The following is a 26,053-nucleotide window of genomic DNA, read 5'->3' as shown; positions in this document are numbered from 1 at the left end:
AAGATGGTGTCTACTAAAAAAAAATGGACGGTTGGATTTGTTAACTTTCATACGAATGTCTATCTAAAATGGCAGTTTAAAATACTGTATGAATTTAATGATCCAAAAGATTTTGACGTTATTTTAGTTGATAACTCTTCTCCCTTTGAAAAACAAGCGCTTGAAAGTTTAAAAAATCATTATGGCCATTACAATAACATCTCTATCATTTATAATGATCAACCTATCCCCGATGCGAAAGGATCAGCACATCACGCGCTGGGGATAGAATTAATAATGCAACATTTAAATAGTGATTATTTGTTAATCCAGGACCCTGATTTCTTTTGGGTAGTTAAACATCATCTAAAGATTTTAGAAAGCTATTTTAAAAAAGGTTATATTGCTATTGGAGCACCTTATAAAAGACCTGTGGGATTTGGCGATCCGACTTTTCCTACAGCGTTTGGTTGTGCTTATAAAGTATCAGAACTAAAAAAAGACGATTTTCTTCCGCTTATGGAAGAAGCGAAAGTAGCCGAAGTCAATGAATTATATCCACATCCCCAATTCGACTTTTCAGGGGATGTTGGCTGGAAAATTCGGCAAAGATTGTCACCATTACCTTTTATTTCTTTTTCTCAACATGATGCATCCGAGCTTACGAAAATTTTGGGGGATCACTCTTTCGAATGTGCTCCTTGTGAATATTTATTAGAAGGAAAAATGTTTGCATTTCACCTTTTTAGGGGAAGCTTTCCCATGGAGTCTTCAAAACTGGCAGATTCTACGGTTTTCTTACCTCCAAAGGCATGGGTTGACGTAAGACGTAAATACGCAAAAGCCTTTTATAACATAACAAAGAACCCTTTAGCCCGAATTCTCTTTCAATTGAAACGTGAATTTACTAATTATCGGTATCAGTCCCAATTATTGCCTCTCAAGCATCAAATTATTTTCATGCAGAATTATAAATATAAGCAAACCGATATTATTTACATGAAAAAACGACTTTCTGAACAATGTAATTATTTAATGGAACAAATAAAATATATTAAAAATAACACACGTTTTATAGAAATTAATTTTACTGAATCAGAAAGTAATCCTTATCTTAATTTAGATATTAATTTTTTCAATATTAAATTTTGGAAAATCAGAAAAGAAAATTTTGCTTTGTTTGGAGAAAATACTAAAACAGCAGAACTGATTCCCATTGAAAAATTATTCACAAAACTAGACGAACACATTTTGAATTTGTCTCATTTTATTGGGGAAATCCAAATAAAATGGAAGCTCTCTAATTTAAAAGAACAAACTGATTTTATTAATTCTCATATAAAATTTGTGGAAGAAAAAATAGAAACCGACATGAAGGACAAGGAGCAGGGAAATGATTGGTTGAAATTTGTCTCATTAGAGCAACCAGCAACATTAATGTTTAAGAACAGTAGAACTCATGAAACACTACCTTTTATTGAGCTTCTTCATCAGCTAGATAATGAAATTACAAACCAATCTAAAATTATTCAGAATATACAATTAAAGAAAGAAGAGTTAATGTCCTGATTATGGATTTTATTTGCTCTCATAGAGGCATTAAAAAAGAAATGGAGGTTAAAGAATCTACACTTTCGTTAACGTATTTGTAGCCCGGCTCTCATAGCCATGATGACGATGATATAAATTTCATTTTTTCTGAAGATAGAGAGGAGCAACAATCCACTGATAAGATAATTCCTGCCAACCTTATTGAGCACAAAAAAAATACTTCAAATCAGCATGATTTCTCCACTACTAAAAATCAACAAAATAATGCTTCTTCCGCAAGAGGTTCTTTTTCATTTTTTGATAGTGCAGCACCTGTTGATAAACACAGTATTGAGAACATGGAACAGCCGCCAGCCTTGACCTAGCAGGATGGAATAATTTACCTGATATAATTATATGATGTCCTACTCTCTGGATTAGACTTTATTCTCTAAAATTTCGAGACGCCACTAAGGTGGTGACTCGGACTGAAGTGAAAGAACTTGAACGACTTTCTCCTCCCTTCGATTTAGAATAACAAGTAGACAGCGTTATATAACATCCTTCTTTTTCAATCATTAATTACCCTTGGTAATAGATTACAACCGCATTTTTCATTTAATTCTCTTTTACTATATAATGAAGCAAACATTCAAGGAAGTCACATGAATCTGTTAATTGCCGGAGCTTCTGGTTTTGTCGGGCGACATTTAGTTAATGCGCTACAAACCACTCATACTATTACTGTCCTGGGCCGCGATCGCACGTTGCTGGAGCGACTCTTTCCTGCATCTGTAAAATTATGTACCTGGCAATCATTAGAAGGGCTGGATGCTAACAATTACGATGTGGTTATTAATCTTTGCGGCCACAATATTGGTGCGTCACGGTGGAACAAAGAAATAAAACAACAACTCATTGATTCGCGTGTTAAAACAAGTACCAATCTGATTAACTGGGCCATTAACTATCATGCCAAACCTCATTTTTATTGCGCGAACGCTGTCGGTATTTATGGCATGCAAAAAAATGGCGATGCCCACGTTTTTGATGAAGATAGTGTTATTGATTTTAATCATCCGCGCGATTTTTTAAGTGAAATTGGCATACGTTGGCAGCAAGCCATGCAACCTGCATTAAATCATGGTATGAAAGTAACCATTACACGTTTTGGCGTTATTTTAGAGAAAGGCGAAGGGATGCTCAAAAAACTTGGCCCCAGTTTTTATTTTGGGTTAGGCGCAGTCATCGGAGATGGACGCCAAGTGATTTCCTGGGTACATATTGATGACGTTGTCAGTGCTTTTTTATTTTTACTCCACAATGAAGAGCTCACTGGCATTTTTAATTTCACTGCCCCTCTTCCTGTCAGTCAGGCCCAATTCGCTCGCACATTAGCTAAAGCAATGCATCGTCCCTTATTATTTAAAATTCCAGCCTTTATAATTCGCGGCTTATTTGGCGAAATGGGCGAATGTTTATTGCTTAACGGCCAACGCGTTGTTCCCAAACGCTTAATTGAAGAAGGCTATCAATTTCACTACCCGGAATTGACAAGCGCATTAACCAAAGAATTTCGGTAGCTCAACAGATGCTATCCTTTCTCGCCATTATTTCTGAGTAGATAGGAAACTATATGAAATCCAATGACAGTTTAGCTCGTTTCAGGTTGAATCTCTTTAAAATTAAGACAGCTCTTTTCCAGATTAAGGCGAACGAAGAATTAGATAAAATTTTAGCTCATAGTCATGATAAGACAGAAGCTGATATTTATGCAGAAACAGAAAAGTTTTTATCCATCAACCAAAAACTGAGACAAGATATTTTACCGAATAATACTCATTTATCTGATGACTTTCCTTCTCACTCTGTAAGCATTGAAAATTTTAAGGCGCTGCTTTTAAGATGCTCTTCAAAAGAAGAACGAGTTGTTCTATTTAAACTCATGGAAGAGAGACTTCCACAAATTATTACAAAAAACGATCAGTTTATTAATATTTGTTTAACGATACCCGAAAAAATAAAAGAAGAACGTATTATTGTTTTACGTACAATGCAAAACAATCTTCCTTTACTGATTACCCAGGTAGAGCAATTTACTTCCATGGAAAGATATCTTACAAACGAACAATTTAACTTTGCTTTTAACATCTTGCAATACAAACTTCCTGAATATATTCACATTAGCTTTCATTTCGCAGTTTGCATGGATCGGATTAACCAGTTTGCTGCTGAGCAATCGGATACTTTTTTGATAAAATTACAGGAGAAGATTCCGTCTCTCATTGATAGCGCCGATGATTTCCGGACAATACTTATATATCTTTCTCTTGAACAACGTACGATAGTATTTAAGCTTATTCAGAACAGGATTAATGACCTGCTTCAGAAAGCAGATGATCTTTCCGATATTCTTTACTATCTTTCTGAGGAACAGAAAAAAATAGTATGCGAAGAGATCTCTCAGGAAAAGTTATTCACTATTATTAAAACCGGGGGAGATTTATTACACATAGAAAACCAGCTCTCTTCTGAGCTATTTACTATTATTTGCACCAGAATACAAGAGAAACTACCCGAGATATTCTTGAAGAAAGGATCAGAGTTTATCAAAATTCTGGAAAGAATGACCCCTGATAACTTCATTATACTTTGTAACTTCATGCAAGAAAAACTTCCCCAAATGTTGGAGAACTCATCAGACTTTGTTAAAATCCTGCAAAAATTGTCCCCTGACCAATGCGCTATATTTTGTAACTTAATACAAAGCAAAGGACTTTTAAAACTCCTCGGAAAACCTCGTTATGCTTTTGCCCAGGAATGGCTCAATAAATTGTCACAATTACAACTGGTAAGTATATTTTTGACCGACGCAATGAGTGAATTTATGGCTCAAGGCTCAATAGATGTTAGAAAATCACGGTATACTTTTAACCATAGGATGTCGGTTTCTTATATTGCTTTTACTCAATGTTATTTTAAAAGTCTTCTAATTACCCTTAAAAAAGTAGAACAGGAAATACCAGCAGAAGAGTCCGACGACAGGGCAGTTATTAAAGAGCTTTACACCAAATTAAAAGAAGAATCTATCGATTATTTTGATAGGTTATTACCCTTTATTGAAAAAGATCTTGTACAGTTAAATGAAAAAGAAACTAATGACATCTATCTCATGTTTCAGAAAAAATGCAGGCAATTTTTAAACCAGGCAAATAAGGCTTTAAATGGGAAATCATGGTTTAGGCAAATTGCTTACTCCATCGATTACTTTTTAGGTGTTCCTACTTCCATGCGTCTCAGAAATTGGATTAATCAAGGAAAACCTGGTTTCTTTGATCAGCAATTTCTTCCTGTTACAGAAAAAATAAATGAATTCCATGGAGACATTACTGGTTTAAATGAAGCACGCTTTTACTAAAGCGGCAAGCAATACCTCGATTCAAGCTCTTAAAAAATCAAAAGCCATTGTCTTGGTAATGGCGTTTTGTTTCAAGGCTAAAGCAATCAATCGGTCTATTCCTAAAGCAACGCCACTACAAGATGGCAAACCATGAGCTAACGCTTGTAAGAGATATTTATCCGGGCCTGATGAAGGTAAATTTTGCTTTTGTCGTATTGCCAAATCCTCCTCAAAACGCGCTGCCTGCATGTTTGCATCCGTTAACTCATGAAAACCATTGGCAAGTTCAATACCCTGCACATAAATTTCAAAGCGCTCCGCCACACCTTGATTCACTTTAGCAAGAGAAGCCTGCGAAGGAGGGAAATTATAAACAGCGACAGGAGTCGATTCTTTAGCTAAAGCCGGCTCCACCACATGACTCATTAATAAAAATAAATAGGGATCAATACATTGTTCATCAGCGGATAACACCTTATCCAAACCAAAACGCATGAGAACCGTTTGCAATTGATCAATGGTTGCTATGAAAGGATCCAGATTACAGACCTCAAGAAAAACATCCTGGTAAGTTTTTCTAAGCATGGGTTTGCAGTGCAATAACGTTTGCAATAAACTATCAACTTCGTCCATTAAGGCGTGATGATCAATATTTAATTGATACCATTCCAGCATAGTGAACTCAGGATTATGCCAACGCCCCAGCTCATCATCGCGAAATACCCGCATGAGCTGAAAAATGGGGCCACTGCCTGCTGCCAGTAAACGTTTCATGTGATATTCAGGCGAGGTTTGCAGATAATAAGAACGCCCTCTGAATGAAGCTTGTATGTTGGATAGATAAACATCGGTAATACCATAGCGTGACAGAGCGGGGGTTTCCACTTCCAGATAACCGCGCTGATTAAAAAAATCGCGGAGTTTCGCTATAAGGCGAGCGCGCGCTCGTAAGGTTTCAATCGATGCTGAAGGCCACCAGAGTTCTTCATTGTTCATTAATAAAAGATCCCAAGCTCCAGACGTGCTGCCTCGGTCATACGCTCTTGAGTCCAGGGTGGCTCCCAAACCAGTTCAACCGTACAATCATTCACACCTTCTACCTGATTGACAGCCTGTTCTACCGTACCGGGAAAAGTTTGCGCTACTGGACAACCCGGAGTAGTAAGCGTCATTTGCACATGAACATGCTGTTCGTCATTAATAGCAATATCGTAAATTAATCCCAGATCATAGATATTAACGGGAATTTCCGGATCAAACACACCTTTAAGAGCTATAATTACCTTGTCTTTCAAAGGCTCATTATCCTGTTTCTTCTTAAGACCAAACATGATAATTACTCCGTACTTACTGTTATGGCATCTTTTTTGAGTGCTGCTTCCAAAGTATGCCAGGCGAGTGTTGCACATTTTACTCGAGCAGGATAAGCCCTTACCCCGGCAAGAACCGTAAGCTTGTCCAGAGAAAATAGTTCTCCTTCATTATCGCAGGTTACCATCGTATGAAAACGCTCAAATAATTCATGGGCCTCTGAAACCGTTTTTCCACGTAGCGCTTCGGTCATCAGGGAAGCAGACGCTTGTGAAATGGCACAGCCACATCCCACAAAACTAAGATCGCTCACTATGTTGTCTTCAAGTTTCAAATACAATGTTAATTTATCCCCACACAGCGGATTAAATCCATTCGCCTGCGCCGTTGCATCCGTCATCACATGGTGATTCCGTGGATTACGATTATGATCAATAATGATCTCTTGATAAAGCTCCCGTAAATCCATCGTCATGCAAATACCTCTTTGACTTTATGCAAGGCTTCTACGCAACGATCAATTTCTTCCTTCGTGTTGTAAAAAGATAAAGAAATACGAGTAGTCGCTGCAACTTCAAAAAAATTCATTAAGGGCATGGCACAATGATGACCACTACGAATTGCAATACCTGCGCTGTCCAGGATGGTGCCAATATCATGAGCGTGAATTTTGCCATGAACAAAAGAAACAATAGGTACTTTTGCCTGAGCAGTGCCTATCAGATTAAACCCTTTTACTGATTTGACTGCCAGAGTCGCATAATCCAGCAAATGATTTTCATAAGCTGCAATTGCTTCCATATCTAAAGACCAGAGATAATCCATGGCAACACCAAGACCAATCGCTCCGGCAATATCAGGAGTCCCCGCTTCAAATTTATGCGGTAAAGAAGCATATTCCGTGGCATCAAACGTTACATGACTAATCATTTCACCGCCACCCTGATAAGGCATCATATCAGCCAATAAGTCTTCCTTACCCCACAGTACACCAATACCCGTAGGACCGTACATTTTATGCCCTGAAAAAGCATAAAAATCGCAGTTTAAATCTTGAACATCAATCGGTAAATGGGCTGTGGATTGTGCGCCATCTAAAAGTACAACCGCGCCATGCGCATGCGCCATTTCAATCATTTTTTTAACGGGATTAATCGTACCAAGTGCATTGGAAGCATAAGTTAATGCGACAAATTTGGTATTGGCAGTGAGTTTTTTTTCAAACTCATCTAACAGAATTTCCCCATCAAATGAAATAGGTGCTACTGTCAAACGAGCGCCCGTTTTTTTACATACCATTTGCCATGGCACAATATTGGAGTGGTGTTCCATACAGGTAATAAGAATTTCTTCACCAGGTCTTATCCGAGGCGCTACAAAACTTTGCGCAACAAGATTAATCCCTTCTGTGGTGCCGCGAACAAAAATACATTCACGTGCTGTTTTGGCATGAATAAACCGTTGTACTTTATTACGCGCTTCCTCATATTGTTGCGTGGCTCTTACACTCAGAGTATGGACGCCACGATGTACGTTAGCATTATCATAAGTGTAATAATGAGCAAGTGCGTCAATCACTGCTTTCGGTTTTTGCGTAGTGGCCGCATTATCGAGATAAGTCAGTGGATACTCATTGACAGTTTGTTTAAGCAAAGGAAAATCATTACGTATTGCATCAATATCCAATGTTTCAATCAAGGCTGTTGCCGTACTCATTTTTAGTTACCTCAATTGTTTATTTAATAAAGTAGCCATCCACTCTGCAAGTCTTTGATGGGGCACCAAACCTAAATTCTCCGCAGCAAAAGCCTGAATTAAATAACGATTCGCTTCAACTTTGCTTATTCCACGGGCGGCCAAATAAAACAATGCTTCTTCATCCAATTGTCCCACAGTAGCTCCATGCGTACAAATCACATCATCGGCAAAAATTTCCAGTTGCGGTTTGGTATCAATTTCAGCCTGAGAGGATAAAAGCAAATTTTTATTTTGCTGCTGCGCCTTCGTATGTTGGGCATCTTTGGCAACAAAAACCTTGCCATTGAATACAGCGCGGGAACGCCCCGTTAAAATGCCTTTATAATTTTGTTCACTTTGACAATTGGGAACAAGATGCTGAACCCTGGTATGGTGGTCGATATGCTGGCCTTCTGTAGGTGCATAAATACCATTCATAAGGCAGCCGGCGCCCTCTTCTTCCAATGCCAAATCAAGATCACTTCGCACTAATTGACCCCCAAGACTCAAAGAATGGCTATTAAACTGGCTGCCAGCAGCCTGTTTAATAGCAAGATGCCCCATATGATAAGCATTTTTTCCTTCACATTGAATCTTATAATGAACAAGTGTTGCGCGAGTAGCTGCAAAAATTTCCGTAATTGTATTGGTAAAATAACTACAATGCTCAGCACCGCGATATTCTTCCACAATAGCGGCCCGGCTGCCTGCTTCGGCAATAATCAAATGGCGACTGTAAATGGCCTGATTGGGTTCATCCTGCCAATGCGATAGTACAATGGGCTCTTCAATAAACACATCTTCAGGTAAATAAATAAATACACCACACTGAAGCATTGCCGTATTTAAAGCCTGAAAACCATGTGTGTGATGTAATATCTTACCTAAATAAGCCCTTATTTTATCGTCATGCTGCTCAATAGCCTGGGCCAGAGGTTGTACAATGACACCCGCGGGTAATTGCCTGGCCAGCTCATCAATACCTGAAATATATCCATTTTGCAGAGTCACTTGCAAAGTGGCAGGTAAATTGGAGCGAGGCACCTTCTCGGTTATTTTCTGGGACTTTTGTGGTACAAAGTGCTGCTGCAGCAATGAGTCAACCACAGTATATTTCCAATCTTCATCATGGCGTGTTGGAAAACCAATAGTGGCCAATGCTTGTAACCCTTTTGCCTGTAATTCGGCTAGCCAGGGAATAGTTGATTGACCTGTTGTTGCCTGTTGTTGATAAAAATTGAGAATATCGCTCATGCTCGCTCCATCTCCTCAAGCCAGCTGTACCCTTTTTTCTCTAATTCCAGCGCCAGGGATTTATCACCCGACTTAACAATACGACCGTTAGCCAATACATGAATAAAATCAGGCTCGATATAATCGAGCAAACGTTGGTAATGAGTTACCAAAATAATAGCTCGCTCAGGGGAACGCATGGCATTAACCCCTTGAGAAATAATACGTAAGGCGTCAATATCCAAACCGGAATCTGTTTCATCGAGAATAGCAAGCCTGGGTTCAAGCGCCAGCATCTGAAGAATTTCATTCCGTTTTTTCTCACCCCCTGAAAAACCTTCATTAATACTGCGATATAAAAAACTTTCATCCATGTCCAAAAGCCTGCATTTTTCGCGAATAAAACTTAAAAATTCAATGGCATCCAGCGTATTTTTACCTTGACCCTTTCGCACCGCATTAACGGCGGCTTTAAGAAAATTAATGTTGGTCACACCAGGGATTTCAACCGGGTATTGAAAAGACATAAAAACCCCTGCCCGCGCACGCTCTTCGGGCGCCATAGCCAAAAGATCCTGATTCAGATAACTCACTTGACCATCGGTTACTTCATAGGCAGGATGACCAGCCAAGACCTTTGACAAGGTGCTCTTACCGGAACCATTAGGCCCCATAATGGCGTGGACCTCACCAGACTTTACAGTCAGATTAATGCCTTTTAAAATGGGTTGCGCATTAATAGCAACATTTAATTGATCAACGACTAACATATTAACCTACCGCCCCTTCCAAACTAATACCTAACAACTTGGTGGCTTCCACCGCAAATTCCATGGGTAATTCTTTTAATACCTGTTTGCAAAATCCATTCACTATCATTGACACAGCATCTTCCATATCAATACCTCGCTGCTGGCAATAAAATAGTTGTTCTTCGCTAATTTTTGAAGTAGTAGCCTCATGTTCCAACTGCGCCGTTGGATTCTTCACTTCAATATAAGGAAAAGTATGCGCCGAACAATCAGACCCCATCAGCATGGAATCACACTGTGTGTAATTACGTGCATTAGCGGCTGTGGGAGCAATCCGCACCAAACCGCGGTAAGCATTGTGTGCCTGACCTGCGCTAATTCCTTTGGCAATAATAGTAGAACGGGTATTTTTACCCAAATGGATCATTTTCGTTCCCGTATCCGCCTGCTGATAGTTATTAGTCAGCGCTACAGAATAAAACTCCCCGACAGAATCATCGCCTTGTAAAATGACACTGGGGTACTTCCAGGTAATTGCCGAGCCGGTTTCAATTTGGGTCCAGGAAATTTTAGATCGTTTTCCGCGACATACGCCACGTTTGGTCACGAAATTATAAATCCCCCCCTTTCCTTCTTTATCGCCGGGATACCAGTTTTGTACAGTTGAATATTTGATTTGCGCCCCATCAAGAGCGACCAGTTCAACCACAGCAGCATGCAATTGATTTTCATCACGCATTGGCGCGGTACACCCTTCGAGATAGGAGACGTAACTATTGGTATCTGCAATAATAAGTGTGCGTTCAAATTGTCCGGTTGACGCCGCATTAATACGAAAATAGGTAGATAATTCCATTGGACAACGGACACCCTCAGGAATGTAAACAAAGGAGCCGTCACTAAAAACTGCTGAATTAAGCGCAGCATAAAAATTATCCCGATAAGGCACTACTGAACCTAAATACTGACGTAATAAATCAGGATATTTGTGTACTGCTTCAGAGAAAGGGCAGAAGATAACCCCTACTTCGGCCAGTTTGGCCTTAAATGTAGTTGCTACAGAAACACTATCAAACACAGCATCTACCGCAACCCCGGCAAGCATTTCCTGCTCTTTCAATGGAATACCTAATTTCTCATAGGTACGTAATAATTCCGGATCAACTTCATCAAGACTTTTAGGCGCATCTTTCTTTGATTTTGGTGCTGAATAATACGAAATGGCCTGATAATCAATCGGTGGATAATGTACACTTGACCATTCTGGCTGTGGCATGGTAAGCCAGTGCCTGAACGCTTTTAAGCGCCATTCCAACAAAAATTCCGGCTCCCCCTTCACTGCGGACAAACGGCGAATAATAGCTTCATTCAAACCAGGTTCAAATGTTTCTACTTCGATATCTGTGAAAAAACCATGTTGATATTCTCTTTCGAGAAGCGAATTAATTTGTTCACTGCTTTTAGCCATGACTCACTCCACTTGCTAACTGCCTGATACGTTCAATATCTGTCGCTGGAAGTGAAGGTTTAGCCAGTACATCCAGACTTACACTATCAAGTGCTGTGTGTATGGCTTGACTGATTAACCGCCAATTGCCTTGAATATGACATACTTCTTGCAAAGAACACTCATTAGGGTGCAAACTACATTCAGTCAATCCAAGTTGTTCTTCCAAAGCAGAAATAATTTGGGCTACCGATATTTCTGACGCTGCTCGTTTAAGACGATAACCACCGCTTACACCTCGCACCGAAGTGAGTAACCCTGCTACAGTTAAACGTTTTAGTAATTTGCTGACTGTGGGGACAGTAAGATGAGTATGTAAAGCGATATCGCGTGCATTACAAAGCGTTTGTTCTCGTCTGGCGAGATACACCATCACTACTGTTCCATAATCGGCCAATTTGCTGATGCGCAGCATACCATCCTCAATCTCAATTATCTAGTACTAAATAAGTCTTGATTTCGAATTAACTCTACTTATATAAAATCAAGCCATCTAATGGCGTCAACTTAAGCCAGTTTTCATTACCTGCGTCCCATAGCTTGTTGCGGGAGCCAAATGAATGTACGTTCTGGATTCCACGGACAAGCCGTAAAACGTAGGTATTCTTCTTAAATTACGTCATTGCGTGAACGCTTACTTTTAATATAGTACCTATTTGGTTCTATTTAAAGCAAAAGGCGAATAATACTCTATTGAATCGAGCGAAGCAAATATTGCATCGTTTATTGCAAAAAAATTACATAATTGACAAAGATACTTGTCAAGGTATAATTTGGCCTTTTATTTTGACCAAATAACAATGATTATTGAGACTTCCGGGACATTTTTTCGCTTATCTTCTATTGTATGTGGTTTTATTTTTCTCTTTTCCACATCTTATGCCGAACCTTTAAATTTTACTGAGCCTCCCAATCTTAGTCTTGTAAAACAGCAGGTAAAAATCTATCACGATTCTGGTCGTTATGAAAAAGAGTTAGCCAGTGTGATTGCAAAAGCACAAGATTATATTCTGCAACAGATCACTGACAACGCTCAACACGGCAATAAAAAGAAACTGGCTGTAATTCTTGATATCGATGAGACTAGCCTGAGTAATTATAATCGAATGGTCCAACGAGATTTCATAGGCGACAAGAATCTCATTCATAAAGATATCCTTGCTGCTGATGCTCCAGCTATTTATCCTATGTTATCTTTCTATCACAACGCACAAAAACATGGCGTAAATATCTTTTTTGTAACAGGAAGACCTCAATCAGAGTTACAGGCCACCAAAATTAACCTGACCAGAGCAGGTTATCATCATTGGGCCGGCCTTTATTTACGTCCTAATCATTATAACCAATCCTCCATTGTTCCCTTTAAATCCCAAACCAGGGCGGCTATTGCTCAACAAGGCTATACCATCATTGCCTCAATTGGTGATCAATACAGTGACTTAAAAGGAGGGTATGCACAAAAAGGGTTTAAGCTGCCTAATCCCTTTTACTATCTGCCGTAATACCTTCGCGCTTTGAAGGGAAAGAGATGTGAACCTTCAAGCAAATGCTTACCGGGGATACCCGCCTATATACAATATTAATTCGAATGTGGCAAAATCAATAGGGTGTACTCAGAGCAACGTTCAAGGATTATTTTGACTAGGATTAGAAAATACCTCTTATGTGGCCTGGCTTTCTTTACTTTAATTCACTCTCCTGAAGGGGTGTGTACTACCGAACGTGATTTCCAATCCTGGCTTAATTTAACGGTAACAGGGAATTTTTCGAAAGAAAATACATCATGGCATGCTTTTAAATACTGGCTAGAAGGTCAAGAACGCATTGGCGATGATAGTAGTCGTTTTTCACAAACTTTATTAAGAACTGGTCTGGGATATTCCATCACCAGAAACACCAGTATCTGGCTTGGCTACGCATGGATTCACACGGGTATACCTTTTACCCGTGTGCCCTTTAAAGAAAACAGAATTTGGCAACAACTTTTATGGATTAAATCGAATCCGCATTTTACATTTTCCAGTCGAACCCGGACAGAGCAACAATTTTTTTTAGAACATCGCCTCAAAGTTGCATATAGAATAAGACAACTGGTTAAAATAATGGTTCCTTTCCAATATTACCCCCATTTTAGCTTCGTAAGCCATGATGAAGTATTTTGGCATACCAACAATTTCATTGGAAAAAATGGCAGAGGGTTTGATCAAAACCGATTTTTTATTGGTATTGGTTATAAAACCCACGCAAACGCAGTGTTTTCTACTGAGATGGGTTATATGAATCAATATATACGACGTTTTGAAGTGCCTAATTTCCTATCTAATATATTATCGATTAATTTTTTCTTAAATTTTGATTAGAGATTCACGGGATATGTCATTAAGGAGCATTTAACGCCATTGTCTTTCCCGCGCAGACGGGAATTTATCCTACAAACGGGACATCACTCCGTCTTGAAAATGGTTTCCCGCCTATGCGGGAAGGACATGAAGCAAGATAAGATAACATCACTTATAAATTTCATTGGAATTGAAAAATATCTTTTATACAAAAATCACCCTTTTACTGAGAATAGGATAGCTATCTATAGTAAGGTTTCTATATTTAGAAAAATCTATTTCAAGTGTAATCCACTTCAATAATTTCATATTCGACTACCCCCCCAGGCGTTTGGACGGATACAGTATCTCCTACTTCCTTACCTATCAATGCGCGACCGATCGGGGAGCTATAGGAAATCTTGTTGATTTTAATATCCGCCTCATCTTCGCCTACAATTTGATAGCTGATTTCAGCTTCAGTTTGCAGATGGCAAACGCCTACCTTAGCCCCAAAAACCACCTTTCCATTATTGGTTAATTTACTAATATCCACGATTTGAGCATGCGACAACTTTGCTTCCAGCTCTTGAATACGACCCTCATTGAAACTTTGTTGTTCACGAGCAGCGTGGTATTCTGCGTTTTCTTTTAAATCACCATGCTCGCGTGCCGTAGCAATCGCTTCGATAATAGTAGGGCGATCTACAAATTTACGTCGTTGTAATTCTTCTTTCAGTGCCTGTGCACCTTGAACTGTCATTGGATGCTTTTGCATATCCACCTCTAATGTAAATCCTGTAATCGAGTGACCGTTTCCCGGTCTTCATATTTCATGGCCAAACAAGCGGCTTCTGCGCCAGATAAGGTAGTAGTATAGCTGACCTTGTGTTGTAATGCATTGCGTCTAATCGCAAAAGAGTCCGCAATTGCCTGTTTTCCTTCAGTTGTGTTTACAATAAAATCAATTTCATTGTTTTTAATAAAATCAACTATATGGGGCCTACCCTCAGCCACTTTAAAAACCCGGCGGCAATCAATCCCTGCTGCCTGAATGACCAAAGCAGTCCCTCGAGTTGCTATCAGTTCAAAACCTAACTGAATAAGACGCTTTGCTATTTCGCCAACCCGTGTTTTATCAGCATCCCGTACGGATACAAAAGCCCGCCTTCTTTTTACTATATTACAGCCAGCTCCTAGTTGAGCTTTCGCATAAGCCTGACCAAAGCGTCTGGCAATACCCATCACTTCGCCCGTTGATTTCATTTCCGGGCCTAAAATGGAATCCACTCCTGAGAATTTGATAAAAGGAAAGACGGGAAGTTTAATGGAATAAAACGAAGGCATGGGATAATGCTGACTTAAACCTTGTTGTTTTAAACGTTGTCCTATCATACAACGGGCAGCAATTTTTGCCAGTGCCAATCCCGTTGCTTTGGAAACAAAAGGCACTGTACGTGAGGCACGAGGATTAACTTCCAGCACATAAATATCATCAGCCTGAATAGCAAATTGTGCATTAATCAGCCCAACAACACCCAGCTTCAATGCCATTTGCCGGAGTTGCTCAATTAAATCCTGTTGTACTACCACACTTAAGCTAAAAGGCGGTAACGTGCAAGCGGAATCGCCGGAGTGGATGCCTGCCTGTTCGATATGTTCCATAATAGCGCCAATCATCACGTCCTCTCCATCGCAGACCGCGTCGATGTCCACTTCAATGGCGTCATTTAAAAATTTATCCAATAATACGGGTGAATCATTCGATACTTCCACAGCATGAGCTAAATAATGTCGTAAATCATCTTCCTGATAGACTATCTCCATAGCACGGCCACCCAATACATAAGAAGGTCTTACTACTAAAGGATAGCCAATACGTTTGGCCAACAAGAGCGCCTCTTCTTCACTACACACTGTACCATTTGCAGGCTGATGCAAACCAAGTTCAGCGACCAGTTTCTGAAAGCGCTCCCTGTTTTCAGCTTTATCAATGGCATCAGGCGAGGTGCCAATGATAGTGACTCCATTCGCTTCCAGCTGACGAGCCAGCTTAAGCGGTGTTTGACCACCATAATGCACAATAACACCTGCGGGTTTTTCAATGGCAACAATGGCCAGAACGTCTTCAAGGGTAACCGGTTCAAAATAAAGTCTGTCAGACGTATCAAAATCAGTAGATACCGTTTCTGGATTACAATTTACCATAATTGTCTGATAACCGGCTTCTCTTAAAGCCATCGCTGCATGAACACAACAATAATCAAATTCAATGCCTTGGCCAATCCGATTGGGTCCACCACCTAAAATCATGATTTTTTTCTTATCGGATTCTGGTTGAGCTTCACAAACCGTTTCATAGCAAGAATAAAGATAGGCGGTATCGGTAGGAAATTCTCCCGCACAGGAATCAATCCGTTTAAAAACAGGCGCAACGCCCAGTTCCAAACGGCGAGATCTTACCTCCTCTTCGCTGCAATAGAGTAGCCTGGCAAGATAAGCATCAGCAAAACCGCGGCGCTTTAGCCGATGCAGTGTGTCTTTATCCACCTCATCAATAAGTTTTCCTGATAGTGTACTTTCCAAAAAAACAAGTTCCTGAATCTGCGCCAGGAACCAGGGGTCTACTTTTGATTCCTGATAAATTTCTTCCAGCGACAGTTCACAACGAAAAGCATCGGCGATGTACCATAATCTATCCGGGGTTGGCTCGCGTAAATGACCTCGTAACCTTGCCATATCATCTTCCTTTTTGAAAAGAGGATGTAATCCGAACTGACCTGTTTCAAGACTGCGAATGGCTTTTTGTAAAGACTCCTGAAAATTGGCGCCAATAGCCATTACTTCGCCCACAGATTTCATTTGAGTAGTTAATGTCCTGGAGGTTTGAGGAAATTTATCAAAGTTAAACCGAGGTATTTTAGTCACTACATAATCAATGCTCGGCTCAAAAGAAGCGGGGGTTTTACCCCCGGTAATTTCATTGTCCAATTCATCGAGCGTATAACCTATTGCCAATTTAGCCGCTATTTTTGCTATGGGAAAACCGGTTGCTTTGGAAGCCAGCGCGGAACTACGCGACACGCGAGGATTCATTTCAACAATTAACATACGACCATCTTCAGGATTAATGGCAAATTGCACATTTGATCCACCTGTGTCTACCCCTACTGCACGTAACACTTTGATTGCCGCATCACGCATCCGTTGAAACTCTTTGTCGGTTAACGTTTGAGCGGGAGCCACTGTGATGGAGTCACCGGTATGTACACCCATTGGGTCTAAATTTTCAATAGTGCAGACAATGATACAATTATCATTTTTATCTCGCACTACTTCCATTTCAAACTCTTTCCAGCCCAGAACAGATTCATCAATCAATAATTCATGGGTTGGGGATAGTTCCAGACCCCGAGTACAAATTTCTTCAAACTCTTCTCGATTGTAAGCAATACCTCCGCCACTGCCACCCATGGTAAATGAAGGACGGATAATAGTCGGAAATCCAAGTTGAGCCTGCACCTGAAAGGCTTCTTCCAGTGAATGAGCGATTGCTGAACGAGGCATTTCCAAACCAATTTTTTTCATAAGCTGGCGAAACTTGTCCCTATCCTCTGCTCGATCAATCGCTTCACGACTAGCGCCTATCATTTCGACAGAATACTTGGCCAACACGCCTTCACGAACCAGATCCAATGCACAATTAAGTGCAGTTTGCCCACCCATTGTCGGCAATAAAGCATCTGGCCGTTCTTTTTCAATAATTCGTGCTACTTCCTGCCATTGAACCGGCTCAATGTACGTCGCATCGGCAAGTTCCGGATCCGTCATAATGGTTGCTGGATTTGAATTGACGAGGATGACTCGGTATCCTTCTTCTTTTAATGCACGCACTGCTTGAGTGCCAGAATAATCAAACTCACAAGCTTGCCCAATAACAATGGGTCCTGCTCCAAGAATAAGGATGGATTGGATATCAGTTCGCTTTGGCATGAGACCATCAAGGTAATAAAAGTGGCTTATTTTACCTAATTTTAGCTGGAGATTATAGCGGCTCTTTTTATTTCTTATTATTTGTTTTCTGCAGAAACGTTTTTAGAGCACATAAAATTTAGATTCGTATAAGTGATCTTTATCCTTCTTTTTTTATTAATAATGGTATTGTAAAAAATTAATTCATTCTGTGGATAAACCCACACTCATGCGATTAGTTCAGCAATTTGAAACCAGTTTGTGGCATCAGCAGTTTCTTTTGGAGCAGGAACTAAACGCAGTCAACCTGATGAAACGTTGCGCTTAAGTTAACGAAGTGTGCATTACTTCAGGTTCAGTTGCTGCCGCGAAATGTTTTAGGTGTGCCCGGGCTTTTACCCCTTTACCCCTTTAACCTGATGTGGTCTCGTTACCTATCAAATTTAATGCGTTTCGTTTACAGTAAGCCTTATTCCCTCTGCTTCTTGCAGAACATGAATAACTGAAAATAATGACTGCGCCGTAGGGTTGCCCTTGGGACTAAACATTCTTTGTAAACTTTTACTATTTTTATGAACCCTTTCTGCTAAGGGCTCAAATAAAATAGATGCATTAATATAATCTTTTAATAAAGACTTTGCGACATCAAGCTCATCTGCTAATAAAGAATTAACAGCCTCGATTAATAGAGCCTTTCTAAATTCAGAGTCTTTTTGAGCTCTGTCTCGGATGGTACTTTTAAACTCTCTTGTTAAGGCCATAATACTACCCTCGTCTTTTTGCTAACGTATACTCTTGCCAATAATTTTTAGCGATTTTAATATCTTTATCCTGTTGCTTTTTTGATCCACCACCCACTAAAATCACTAGTTCCTCACCATCTTGTCCAAAATATATACGATATCCAGGGCCAAAATCAATCTTATATTCAAAAACACCATTCCCCAGAGATTTGACATTAGAATAATTTCCTAACTCCATACGATATAGCGCCGTAGATACCTTTGCGGCAGCAATAGCATTTAGTTTATCAAACCATTTAGCAAATGGATCAATGCCGTCTTTTGTTATATAAGATGCAATTTTTATTTTCATATTTAAAAAGTAACCTATAAGTTACTTTTTATCAAGCTTAGAAGGCCGCTCACATAGCTCCTTCAAACTTTCTCTTAAAGAATCTAAAATAAATGTTCCTTGCTGAAGTTCACCTTTTCTATAAAGAGCTTCGATCTGACAAATAGGTTATTAAATAAACATTCAGGGAAGCAAATGGAGAAACCGAATTAATAATTAGTTAAGGTAAAATTATTATACTATCTGCGTAATTTAATAATTAGAAAGAACTATTAGAAAGAAAATATGCCTCAAAAATATATTAGCACAGAAGACGAAGAGTCAGCCTATGAAAGTGACAATGATACCTATTATCTCGATAAACGGAAGGGAAAAATAGGAAAAGGAGGTTACAATAGAGCTCGTTTATTTTTATCCACTACAACAAATACATCAAAAGTAATTTTATCTCCCTTGAAAAAAAAGGAAGAGGAAGGAAAAAAAATAGATGAAGAAGAAATTTTCAATAAGTATTGGTTTTATCGAACTATTTACTCCAACGAAAAAATTTCTTTGTTTAAGAAAAACAAAAATACCTGTCAACTGATTGTCCCAGAAATTAATGCGAATGAACAAACTTTTTCATTCAATGAAGGAGAAAGTTACCGATTAGTTGTTCCAGAAATTTCTGGAAAAATTTATTCCCTTTTAGAAATAAAAACCCCAACATATTTTATAAAAATTTATCTTTCAGCAATTCAAGTATTAAAATACGCTCACAGTAAGGGAATAATTATTATCGACTTAAAAGAAAATAATATTATTTATAATGAAAAGCATAAAGAAAGTTTTTTAATCGATGGAGGGTTCTCAAGAAAAAAAGGAGAATTTCTATCCTCTCACTTCGCTTGTAAGGATGCTGCCAATAAAGCGAAGAACATTAACAAATATAATTATTTACCTCCCGAATGTTGGTTTTTAGAGGAAAGCGGTCCTCTTCGCGCTGTTCCCTCCATGGATGTCTATGCATTAGGTACAATGATGCAGCGTTTGCAGGAAATAAATAACCTGTCAAGCCACGAAATTACTCAATTAATTAACACCTGTAAAAATGAAGTGATCGAACAGCGCCCTTCCCTGGAAAAATTAGAAGTAGAATTGACTGCTCTTCTTCTGCATTATGAGAAATTAAGCCTCTCAGAAGAAATAAAAGATTTTTATGATGAGTTTAAATCAATTAGAAATACGGAAAAAACGGCACAACGTAAAGATTATTTATTAGCTAAGTATCCTGAAGAGAGAGAAAATATTTTACGCTGTTATCAAAAAAGAAAAAAAATTATTTGTGATGCAGAAAAAATTATTGAGCAAACTGAATCAGCTCTTTTGGATTTGCCGATAGATGTTAATACTGAAGAAAATATAAAGCGATTAATCGAGGACGAAAAATTACAACATGCCTATAAAGAATTGGGGTTACAAGACTCCGATGATATCACTATAGCAGTGAGTTTCGTAGAAGAACAAATAGCTAAATTTCAAACAAATGCGGTTAAAGAAAGAAGTAGAACGCAATTTTTTTCTTCATCACAAGAAACAAAAAAGATTCCTTCTGTTAAGAAAAAAGTTAGTTGTTTAATATGTTAATTCTATTAGAATCAGATAATCTGACTTGAGGTTAAATCATTCACAAGTTTGCTTTATTTCACAATGATAGATTTCACTGACCAACGCGCTTCCGTGATACGTTTAACTTTGTCACGAGAATCTTTAATACGAAATTGGATGCCGACTTTCGTCGGCAATTCGCCGTTAATGGCTTTTTTGTCCAAGTACAAAGAAAACAAAAAAATAATAGCGCTGATTTAATAATGGGTTAAGATTAAACAGTTATTCTATTTGCATTATTTAACAATTAATAAAACCTATGCCTCAAAGATACATTAGCCCCGAAGACAAAGATTCAACCTATGAAAGTGACGATGAAAATAACAAAGACACCTATACTTTCCGTGAATCAAAAGGAGAAGGAAGTTATTGTATAGTCCGTTTGTTTTCATCCTCTACAAATAAATCAAGAGTCATTTTATCTCCCCAAAACAAGGAGATAGATGCGGAAGAGGTGTTCCATAAATATTGGTTTTATCGAACGATTTACCCAAGAGAAAAGACTCGATTGTTTAAGATAAAACAAAATACCTGTCAATTAATTGTTCCGGAGATGACTATTGATGAAAAAAACTTTTCATTGATGGACAAAGAAAGTTATCGATTAGTTGTTCCTGAAATTTTTGGGACACTTTATTCCGAGTTATCAATTAGAAATTCAAACAATTTTATACAAATATATCTTTCAGCAGTTAAGGCATTAAAATATGCTCATAGTCGAGGACTAATAATCATCGACTTAAAGGAAGACAATATCGTTTATAATGAAAAAAGCAAAGAAAGCTTCCTGTTGGATGGCGGATTTTCAAGAAAAAAAGGCGAGCTTCTGCCCTCTTTATTCTTCTCTAAGGATATGAGCACTAAATATAATTTGATTGAAAAATTCAAATATTTTCCACCCGAATGTTGGTTCCGGCAGGAAATCCCTCCTTCTCCTGCTTCCCCCTCCATGGACGTCTATATATTAGGTGTCATGATGAGTATTTTGCAAACAAAAAATAAGCTATCAAACACGGAGATTACTCAACTAATGAATGCCTGTACAAATCAAGTGATCGAGCAGCGCCCTTCATTGGATGAGTTAGAAGTAACATTGACTAATCTTTTAGAAAAAACAGATTCTTTTTATGATGAGTTTAGATCAATAAAAGATATAGAAGAAGCAACGAGACATAAAGATCATTTATTAGCTAAATATCCTACAGAGAGAGAAGATATTTTAAGTAATTATCAACAAAGAAAAGCGATCATTCGAAATGCGGAAAAAATTATTAAGTACACTGTATTAAGCCTCTTGGATTTACCAATAGATGCCAAAACTAAAAACAAGATGATGTTATTAATTAACGACAAAAAAGTACAGCAGGCTTGTGAAGAATTAGGGTTACAAGAGTCTGATGATATAAACTCAGCCAGGAATCTGGTAGAAGAAAAAATAGATCAATTCCAAAAAAATAAGATTCAAGAAATAAATAGTGCACAATTTTTTTCTCCATCAAAAGAAATAAAAACGAGTTCTTCATTGAAGAAAAAAATCGGTTGCTCCCTATGTTAACAGGACTGTTGAAATCAATTTAAACAGGAATGACAGAACAGCTTTTAAATAGTTGCGATATTTTAAGAAATAATTTAAATTTATTGTTTCCTAAGCATCCAGAATTGTTATTCATTTCTGCCAAGCTTGAATTTTCTCCCAAAACCTGCCTAAAAGCTCATGCATGGCAACGCTTAAATAAAACAGATTATACGGATTAGGCAAATAGGTTTTTACCCATCGCTCATCATCCCAGTAAAAAGTAAAATCGGTAGGTGCCGCGATTGCCTGTAGATTGGCTTCTTTACAAAGTTTCATTGCACGAGGCATATGAATTGCCGAGGTGACTAAATAAAAAGGGTCATTATGAACTATCTGTTTAATAGCATTCACTTCATCCACGGTATTGATTGATTTTGTTTCCAACACCATGTCGCTCGCAGGAATCGCAAACCAGGAAGCTAATTCTGACAAATGAGTCGCTTCAGGAACTTCAAATCCATACCCTCCTCCTGACAACAAAAGTTTAGCCGCAGGTAGTTGACGATATAACCGAACACCTTCAATCAAACGTTTGATACTTACAGTACTTAACAATGAATTGGTTGGCATATTAATAATGTTCTTAGCCTGACCACCACTAAAGACAACTACCCAACGTACTGTTGGATCAACGGTTTTTACTGCAGTATATTGATCTTCCAATCGACGTGTTAAATTTTTAGCAACCCACCCCGTACTGAATAAAAGCAACAAAACCAATATCCATAAAAAACCATGTCTTACAACCCGAGTATCCCCATTCAGCCATAATAATACAACGAGAGCGGCAAACACTAACAAAATCAGGAAAAAAGGATTCAGCAAAAACTCCATCACGTGCCGAAAAATAGCCATTATTTTACCTTTTTCATGAGATAAACACCCAATAAAGCAAAAAGGCAGGTGGGACCCAACGCTGCAATTTCTACAGGCCATTGAAAAACCTGACTTAAAGGACCGAAAAAACGATTAACAATATGAAATCCGAAACCAGCGGTAGCGCCTGTCAAGAGCTTTGAACCCATCGTAGAAGAGCGCAGGGGACCAAAAATAAAAGGAATAGCCAGAATCATCATGACTACGGTGGTTAATGGCTGAATCAAACGTTGCCAATAAGCCAACTGATAGTTATAAGCATTTTGATGGCTTTGTTTTTGTGCACGCAAAAATTGTCGTAATTCATGTAAAGTCATCTCATCAGGTTCACTACTGCTTACGCTAAGGATATTGGGCTTTACCGACACATCCCACACCATTTCAGGAAGTCGTTGGGCCTGAGTGTTTTCCCGATTAATAACCGTTTCCTTAACATCATAAGCCCGCCATTGACCATTATCATAGTCTATATGGTTAATCTCTCTTGCCCGTTGCAAATGATACGTTTCATCAAAACGAAATTGGTAGACTTGCCATAATTTATTACCTGGTAAAATCATCCCAATAAAAATAAAATCATTTTGATGCCGTAACCAGACACCTTGTGCTGTGCGTAAGGTTTGTCCGTTACTTAATGCTTGCATTTTCTGATTATTGGCAAAGTAAGCCAACCTGGGTATCAGCACCTCTCCCGTTACCGTTACAATAAGAATTACAATTAAAGCGGCTTTTAACACAGCACCTGTAACTTGGGCAATAGACATCCCGGCTGCGCGCATCACTATCAGCTCGCGGTGATTCGCCATAATTCCTAATCCAATCAGGCAACCCAACAAACTTGCCATCGGAAAAAACAAATACACTTGATAAGGCATCTGTAGAAAAACATACAAGGCTGCCTGTACAATGTTATAACCTCCTTTGCCCAGATCATCCAGCTGATTCACAAAAAGGATGAATATCTGTAAACCAGCCAACATCAAAGTCACTAAAGCAATCGCAGCAAGCACTGTTTTGGCAATATAACGATCAAGCAGCTTCATGACAATTTCATCCGATTACGCCAGAGTAAAAACAAGCCAATCAAAGCGACACTTAAATGAAGCCACCACATGCCAAGCCATAAAGGAATTTTGCCCGCAGCTACCCAGTCACGTGAAATAAACATAAAATTGGCGTAAACAATATAGAGAACAATAGCCGGTAATAATTTTGCATATTTCCCGGAACGAGGATTAACGCGGCTAAGAGGAACGGCAACCAAAGCTAGAACGAGGACCATTAGAGGTACAGACAAACGCCATTGTAATTCAGCAACCTTTGCTCTATCAGAATTGGTAAACGGCAATAAGCTTGCGGTGGGTATGGTTCGCAAGTCTTTATCCAAACTCTTTATTTTAGGATGAGGCAAACGGGCTTTATATTGATCAAATTCCGCAACCTGATAATCGGCCTGTCCTGGCAACCCTTCATATTCATGTCCCCGTTGTAAAACAATATAATCTTCCTGTGTGCTGGCATCAGTTTCAGCAAAAGCACGCTCTGCCCACAAAACATCCCAACGGGGAAGGTTATTCTTCATAGTTAACCGGGCTAAAAATACATTTCTGGCTTTCGTGTGATCACGGTTCATTGCTTCAACATAAAAAACATGCTTACCACTCGATTCCGCGCGAAATCGTCCCGGAACTATGAGTTGGATGAGCGTTTGTACACCCGAAGTTCGTAATAACTTTGCTCGTTCGGTAGCAATGACCGGGCTAAGCCAAATCATAATCATGCCTACGAAAAAACTGATACCTACAGCCATAATCAAACTGTGCTTAAGCAGTTGAGACGGCCCGTAACCACAGGCCTGCAAGACAGTCATTTCACTTTCTGCATATAAACGACCATAGGAAACCAGTAAAGCAACATAAAAACCAAGAGGTAACAGTAACCCCATAAGATTAGGTAATTCAATCATCATTAATTTCATGATAATCATACCAGGTATGTTGCCACTGGCCGCACGATTTAGATAACGTACAAATTGATTACTCATGAAAATTAACAACAGTATTGTTGTTAATGAGACTAAAGTAATAAATACCTCTTTGGCCAAGTAACGAAAAATTAACACACGGTTTTCTCTATTTGTTAGGTAATAATTTCCATAAGACAAAATTTAGTACGCTATCCCATCGTTTTATGAATGCTCCCTGGTAATTGCTGAGCAATTTCATCTTTACTTATAACACAAAAACCTGGTAAACCTTCAGTGAGTCCTGCAATCAGGTGATGTTTTTCGGTTTCTTTAGCTAAAGCATCCCGTAAGGATAAACGTACTTTGGGTGAAGGAATATGAATATACCACATACTTTCCTCTGCTTCATTGACAGAAACAAACTGGGACATAGAAATTGGCATACCCTGGGTATCACGCCAGCCTGCCACAGCACCCCGCAAGGCATCAGGCTCTTGCATATTAACCGCATAAAAGGCACTACCATCGTTAAACTGGCATAAAATACCGGTCAGTGGATGCAACGCCTCTTGTGGTTTACTAACCCAAACCTGTTTAAACCATGCCTTGGAAGCTGTTACAAACTGCTCTTTATTGGCCTCACCTATTTGTAAATGACCATTCAGACGTCCGGTTTGATTAACCAGCAATTCCACGCCAGAGCGAAGATCCTGTATAGCAGGCGTACTAATGGCTTCCCTTAACATATCTACTTTGAAATTAAAGCCTTTATCATTTTTTGCTTTTACACCAAATACCCAACTGTTATTAATTGGATTAAATTGCATAAAAATACGCTCTGCCCGCCAATTCGTTGCTTCAGGATGGTCCAAAATCGTGCTGGCCTCCTCAAAGAGCAAGACTTCCCTGGTTTGACTATCAATCAATGTTGCAATCGCCTGTAATTCCTGATCTTTGCGCTGCATTTGAAAATAATAACTGTAATGTTCGCCACTTTCATTAGCTACGATACCTGAAAAAACCCAATAAGCCTGCAACGCATGAAAAGAAGCTGTATTTTCTGTTGGTTCCAATTCTGTTTTTGCAAGCTCTGCGGAATCTGTAGCATTCACATAATTCGCCCCGAGCAGTAAGGTAAAACATACAAATAACTCACGCAATCCTGTTCGTTTCAT

Annotated in this window: 23 protein-coding genes; 7 read left to right on the top strand and 16 right to left on the bottom strand. The window is 38.9% G+C overall.

Annotation, left to right across the window (positions count from 1 at the left end; translation table 11 throughout):
* The first annotated feature begins 3 nt into the window (after positions 1 to 3).
* The 3 genes from T345_RS0102735 to T345_RS0102725 all read left to right on the top strand — a co-directional run bounded on the left by T345_RS0102735 (position 4) and on the right by T345_RS0102725 (position 4,927).
* Positions 4 to 1,548 (top strand): glycosyltransferase family protein, encoded by a 1,545-nt coding sequence (locus tag T345_RS0102735; protein ID WP_028388002.1) that lies wholly within the window; start codon positions 4 to 6, stop codon positions 1,546 to 1,548.
* 626 nt (positions 1,549 to 2,174) lie between these two features.
* Positions 2,175 to 3,092: a TIGR01777 family oxidoreductase gene (locus T345_RS0102730; protein ID WP_028388001.1), complete on the top strand. Its 918-nt coding sequence runs from the start codon at positions 2,175 to 2,177 to the stop codon at positions 3,090 to 3,092.
* A 53-nt stretch (positions 3,093 to 3,145) separates the two neighbouring features.
* Positions 3,146 to 4,927, top strand: a complete 1,782-nt coding sequence (locus tag T345_RS0102725) for a hypothetical protein (RefSeq protein WP_028388000.1) — start codon at positions 3,146 to 3,148, stop codon at positions 4,925 to 4,927.
* 21 nt (positions 4,928 to 4,948) lie between these two features.
* On the opposite strand, the gene epmA is transcribed toward T345_RS0102725, so the two are convergent.
* From epmA to T345_RS0102685, 8 genes are read right to left on the bottom strand one after another with little or no spacing between them, the layout of a single operon-like run.
* On the bottom strand, positions 4,949 to 5,905 hold the full coding sequence (epmA, locus tag T345_RS0102720) for an elongation factor P--(R)-beta-lysine ligase (protein WP_028387999.1): 957 nt from the start codon (positions 5,903 to 5,905) through the stop codon (positions 4,949 to 4,951).
* The gene (locus T345_RS0102715) at positions 5,905 to 6,240 is read right to left on the bottom strand and encodes an SUF system Fe-S cluster assembly protein (protein ID WP_028387998.1); all 336 of its coding nucleotides are present in this window, start codon (positions 6,238 to 6,240) and stop codon (positions 5,905 to 5,907) included. Before T345_RS0102715 ends, epmA begins: the two co-directional genes overlap by 1 nt.
* Before the next feature lie 5 nt (positions 6,241 to 6,245).
* Entirely contained in the window at positions 6,246 to 6,695 is a 450-nt protein-coding gene (sufU, locus tag T345_RS0102710; protein WP_028387997.1) for a Fe-S cluster assembly sulfur transfer protein SufU, read from the bottom strand.
* A complete protein-coding gene (locus T345_RS0102705; RefSeq protein ID WP_028387996.1) occupies positions 6,692 to 7,936 on the bottom strand; it encodes a cysteine desulfurase in 1,245 nt (414 codons plus the stop codon). Before T345_RS0102705 ends, sufU begins: the two co-directional genes overlap by 4 nt.
* Before the next feature lie 6 nt (positions 7,937 to 7,942).
* On the bottom strand, positions 7,943 to 9,211 hold the full coding sequence (gene sufD / locus T345_RS0102700; RefSeq protein WP_028387995.1) for a Fe-S cluster assembly protein SufD: 1,269 nt from the start codon (positions 9,209 to 9,211) through the stop codon (positions 7,943 to 7,945).
* Positions 9,208 to 9,960 carry a Fe-S cluster assembly ATPase SufC gene (sufC, locus tag T345_RS0102695; RefSeq protein WP_028387994.1) on the bottom strand — a complete coding sequence of 251 codons (753 nt, stop codon included), beginning with the start codon at positions 9,958 to 9,960 and terminating at the stop codon, positions 9,208 to 9,210. Before sufC ends, sufD begins: the two co-directional genes overlap by 4 nt.
* A gap of 1 nt (position 9,961) precedes the next feature.
* A complete protein-coding gene (sufB, locus tag T345_RS0102690; protein WP_028387993.1) occupies positions 9,962 to 11,410 on the bottom strand; it encodes a Fe-S cluster assembly protein SufB in 1,449 nt (482 codons plus the stop codon).
* A complete protein-coding gene (locus T345_RS0102685; protein WP_028387992.1) occupies positions 11,403 to 11,864 on the bottom strand; it encodes an SUF system Fe-S cluster assembly regulator in 462 nt (153 codons plus the stop codon). Before T345_RS0102685 ends, sufB begins: the two co-directional genes overlap by 8 nt.
* Before the next feature lie 385 nt (positions 11,865 to 12,249).
* Here T345_RS0102685 and T345_RS0102680 point away from each other — a divergent pair, with 385 nt between their 5' ends.
* Both T345_RS0102680 and T345_RS13345 read left to right on the top strand, forming a co-directional pair.
* A complete protein-coding gene (locus T345_RS0102680; protein ID WP_028387991.1) occupies positions 12,250 to 12,951 on the top strand; it encodes an HAD family acid phosphatase in 702 nt (233 codons plus the stop codon).
* A gap of 135 nt (positions 12,952 to 13,086) precedes the next feature.
* The gene (locus tag T345_RS13345) at positions 13,087 to 13,809 is read left to right on the top strand and encodes a DUF2490 domain-containing protein (protein WP_242604564.1); all 723 of its coding nucleotides are present in this window, start codon (positions 13,087 to 13,089) and stop codon (positions 13,807 to 13,809) included.
* Positions 13,810 to 14,068: 259 nt separating this feature from the next.
* Here the strand turns inward: T345_RS13345 and greA are convergent, their stop codons facing one another.
* From greA to T345_RS0102655, 4 genes are all read right to left on the bottom strand, one after another.
* Complete coding sequence (gene greA, locus T345_RS0102670) at positions 14,069 to 14,545, bottom strand: transcription elongation factor GreA (RefSeq protein WP_028387990.1); 477 nt, start codon at positions 14,543 to 14,545, stop codon at positions 14,069 to 14,071.
* Between the two features lie 8 nt (positions 14,546 to 14,553).
* Positions 14,554 to 17,760 (bottom strand): carbamoyl-phosphate synthase large subunit, encoded by a 3,207-nt coding sequence (gene carB / locus T345_RS0102665; RefSeq protein ID WP_028387989.1) that lies wholly within the window; start codon positions 17,758 to 17,760, stop codon positions 14,554 to 14,556.
* A gap of 422 nt (positions 17,761 to 18,182) precedes the next feature.
* Positions 18,183 to 18,500: a helix-turn-helix domain-containing transcriptional regulator gene (locus T345_RS0102660; protein WP_028387988.1), complete on the bottom strand. Its 318-nt coding sequence runs from the start codon at positions 18,498 to 18,500 to the stop codon at positions 18,183 to 18,185.
* A 4-nt stretch (positions 18,501 to 18,504) separates the two neighbouring features.
* The gene (locus tag T345_RS0102655) at positions 18,505 to 18,834 is read right to left on the bottom strand and encodes a type II toxin-antitoxin system RelE/ParE family toxin (RefSeq protein ID WP_035918006.1); all 330 of its coding nucleotides are present in this window, start codon (positions 18,832 to 18,834) and stop codon (positions 18,505 to 18,507) included.
* 264 nt (positions 18,835 to 19,098) lie between these two features.
* Between T345_RS0102655 and T345_RS0102650 the strand changes: the two genes are divergently transcribed.
* Both T345_RS0102650 and T345_RS0102645 read left to right on the top strand, forming a co-directional pair.
* Positions 19,099 to 20,439 carry a protein kinase domain-containing protein gene (locus tag T345_RS0102650; RefSeq protein WP_028387986.1) on the top strand — a complete coding sequence of 447 codons (1,341 nt, stop codon included), beginning with the start codon at positions 19,099 to 19,101 and terminating at the stop codon, positions 20,437 to 20,439.
* Positions 20,440 to 20,719: 280 nt separating this feature from the next.
* Positions 20,720 to 22,015: a protein kinase domain-containing protein gene (locus T345_RS0102645; RefSeq protein ID WP_028387985.1), complete on the top strand. Its 1,296-nt coding sequence runs from the start codon at positions 20,720 to 20,722 to the stop codon at positions 22,013 to 22,015.
* 111 nt (positions 22,016 to 22,126) lie between these two features.
* Here T345_RS0102645 and T345_RS0102640 read toward each other — a convergent pair whose 3' ends face one another.
* From T345_RS0102640 to T345_RS13340, 4 genes are read right to left on the bottom strand one after another with little or no spacing between them, the layout of a single operon-like run.
* Positions 22,127 to 22,891 carry a YdcF family protein gene (locus tag T345_RS0102640; RefSeq protein ID WP_028387984.1) on the bottom strand — a complete coding sequence of 255 codons (765 nt, stop codon included), beginning with the start codon at positions 22,889 to 22,891 and terminating at the stop codon, positions 22,127 to 22,129.
* Positions 22,891 to 23,961, bottom strand: a complete 1,071-nt coding sequence (lptG, locus tag T345_RS0102635) for an LPS export ABC transporter permease LptG (protein WP_035918003.1) — start codon at positions 23,959 to 23,961, stop codon at positions 22,891 to 22,893. The genes T345_RS0102640 and lptG overlap by 1 nt, the downstream gene beginning before the upstream one ends.
* Positions 23,952 to 25,034, bottom strand: coding sequence for an LPS export ABC transporter permease LptF (lptF, locus tag T345_RS0102630; protein ID WP_028387982.1), 1,083 nt, complete (start codon positions 25,032 to 25,034; stop codon positions 23,952 to 23,954). The genes lptG and lptF overlap by 10 nt, the downstream gene beginning before the upstream one ends.
* Before the next feature lie 53 nt (positions 25,035 to 25,087).
* Positions 25,088 to 26,053: a hypothetical protein gene (locus tag T345_RS13340; protein ID WP_051555096.1), complete on the bottom strand. Its 966-nt coding sequence runs from the start codon at positions 26,051 to 26,053 to the stop codon at positions 25,088 to 25,090.

Source organism: Legionella fairfieldensis ATCC 49588 (assembly GCF_000621525.1).
Classification (GTDB): Bacteria; Pseudomonadota; Gammaproteobacteria; order Legionellales; family Legionellaceae; genus Tatlockia; species Tatlockia fairfieldensis.
This window is presented reverse-complemented; position numbering and strand designations above follow the sequence as displayed.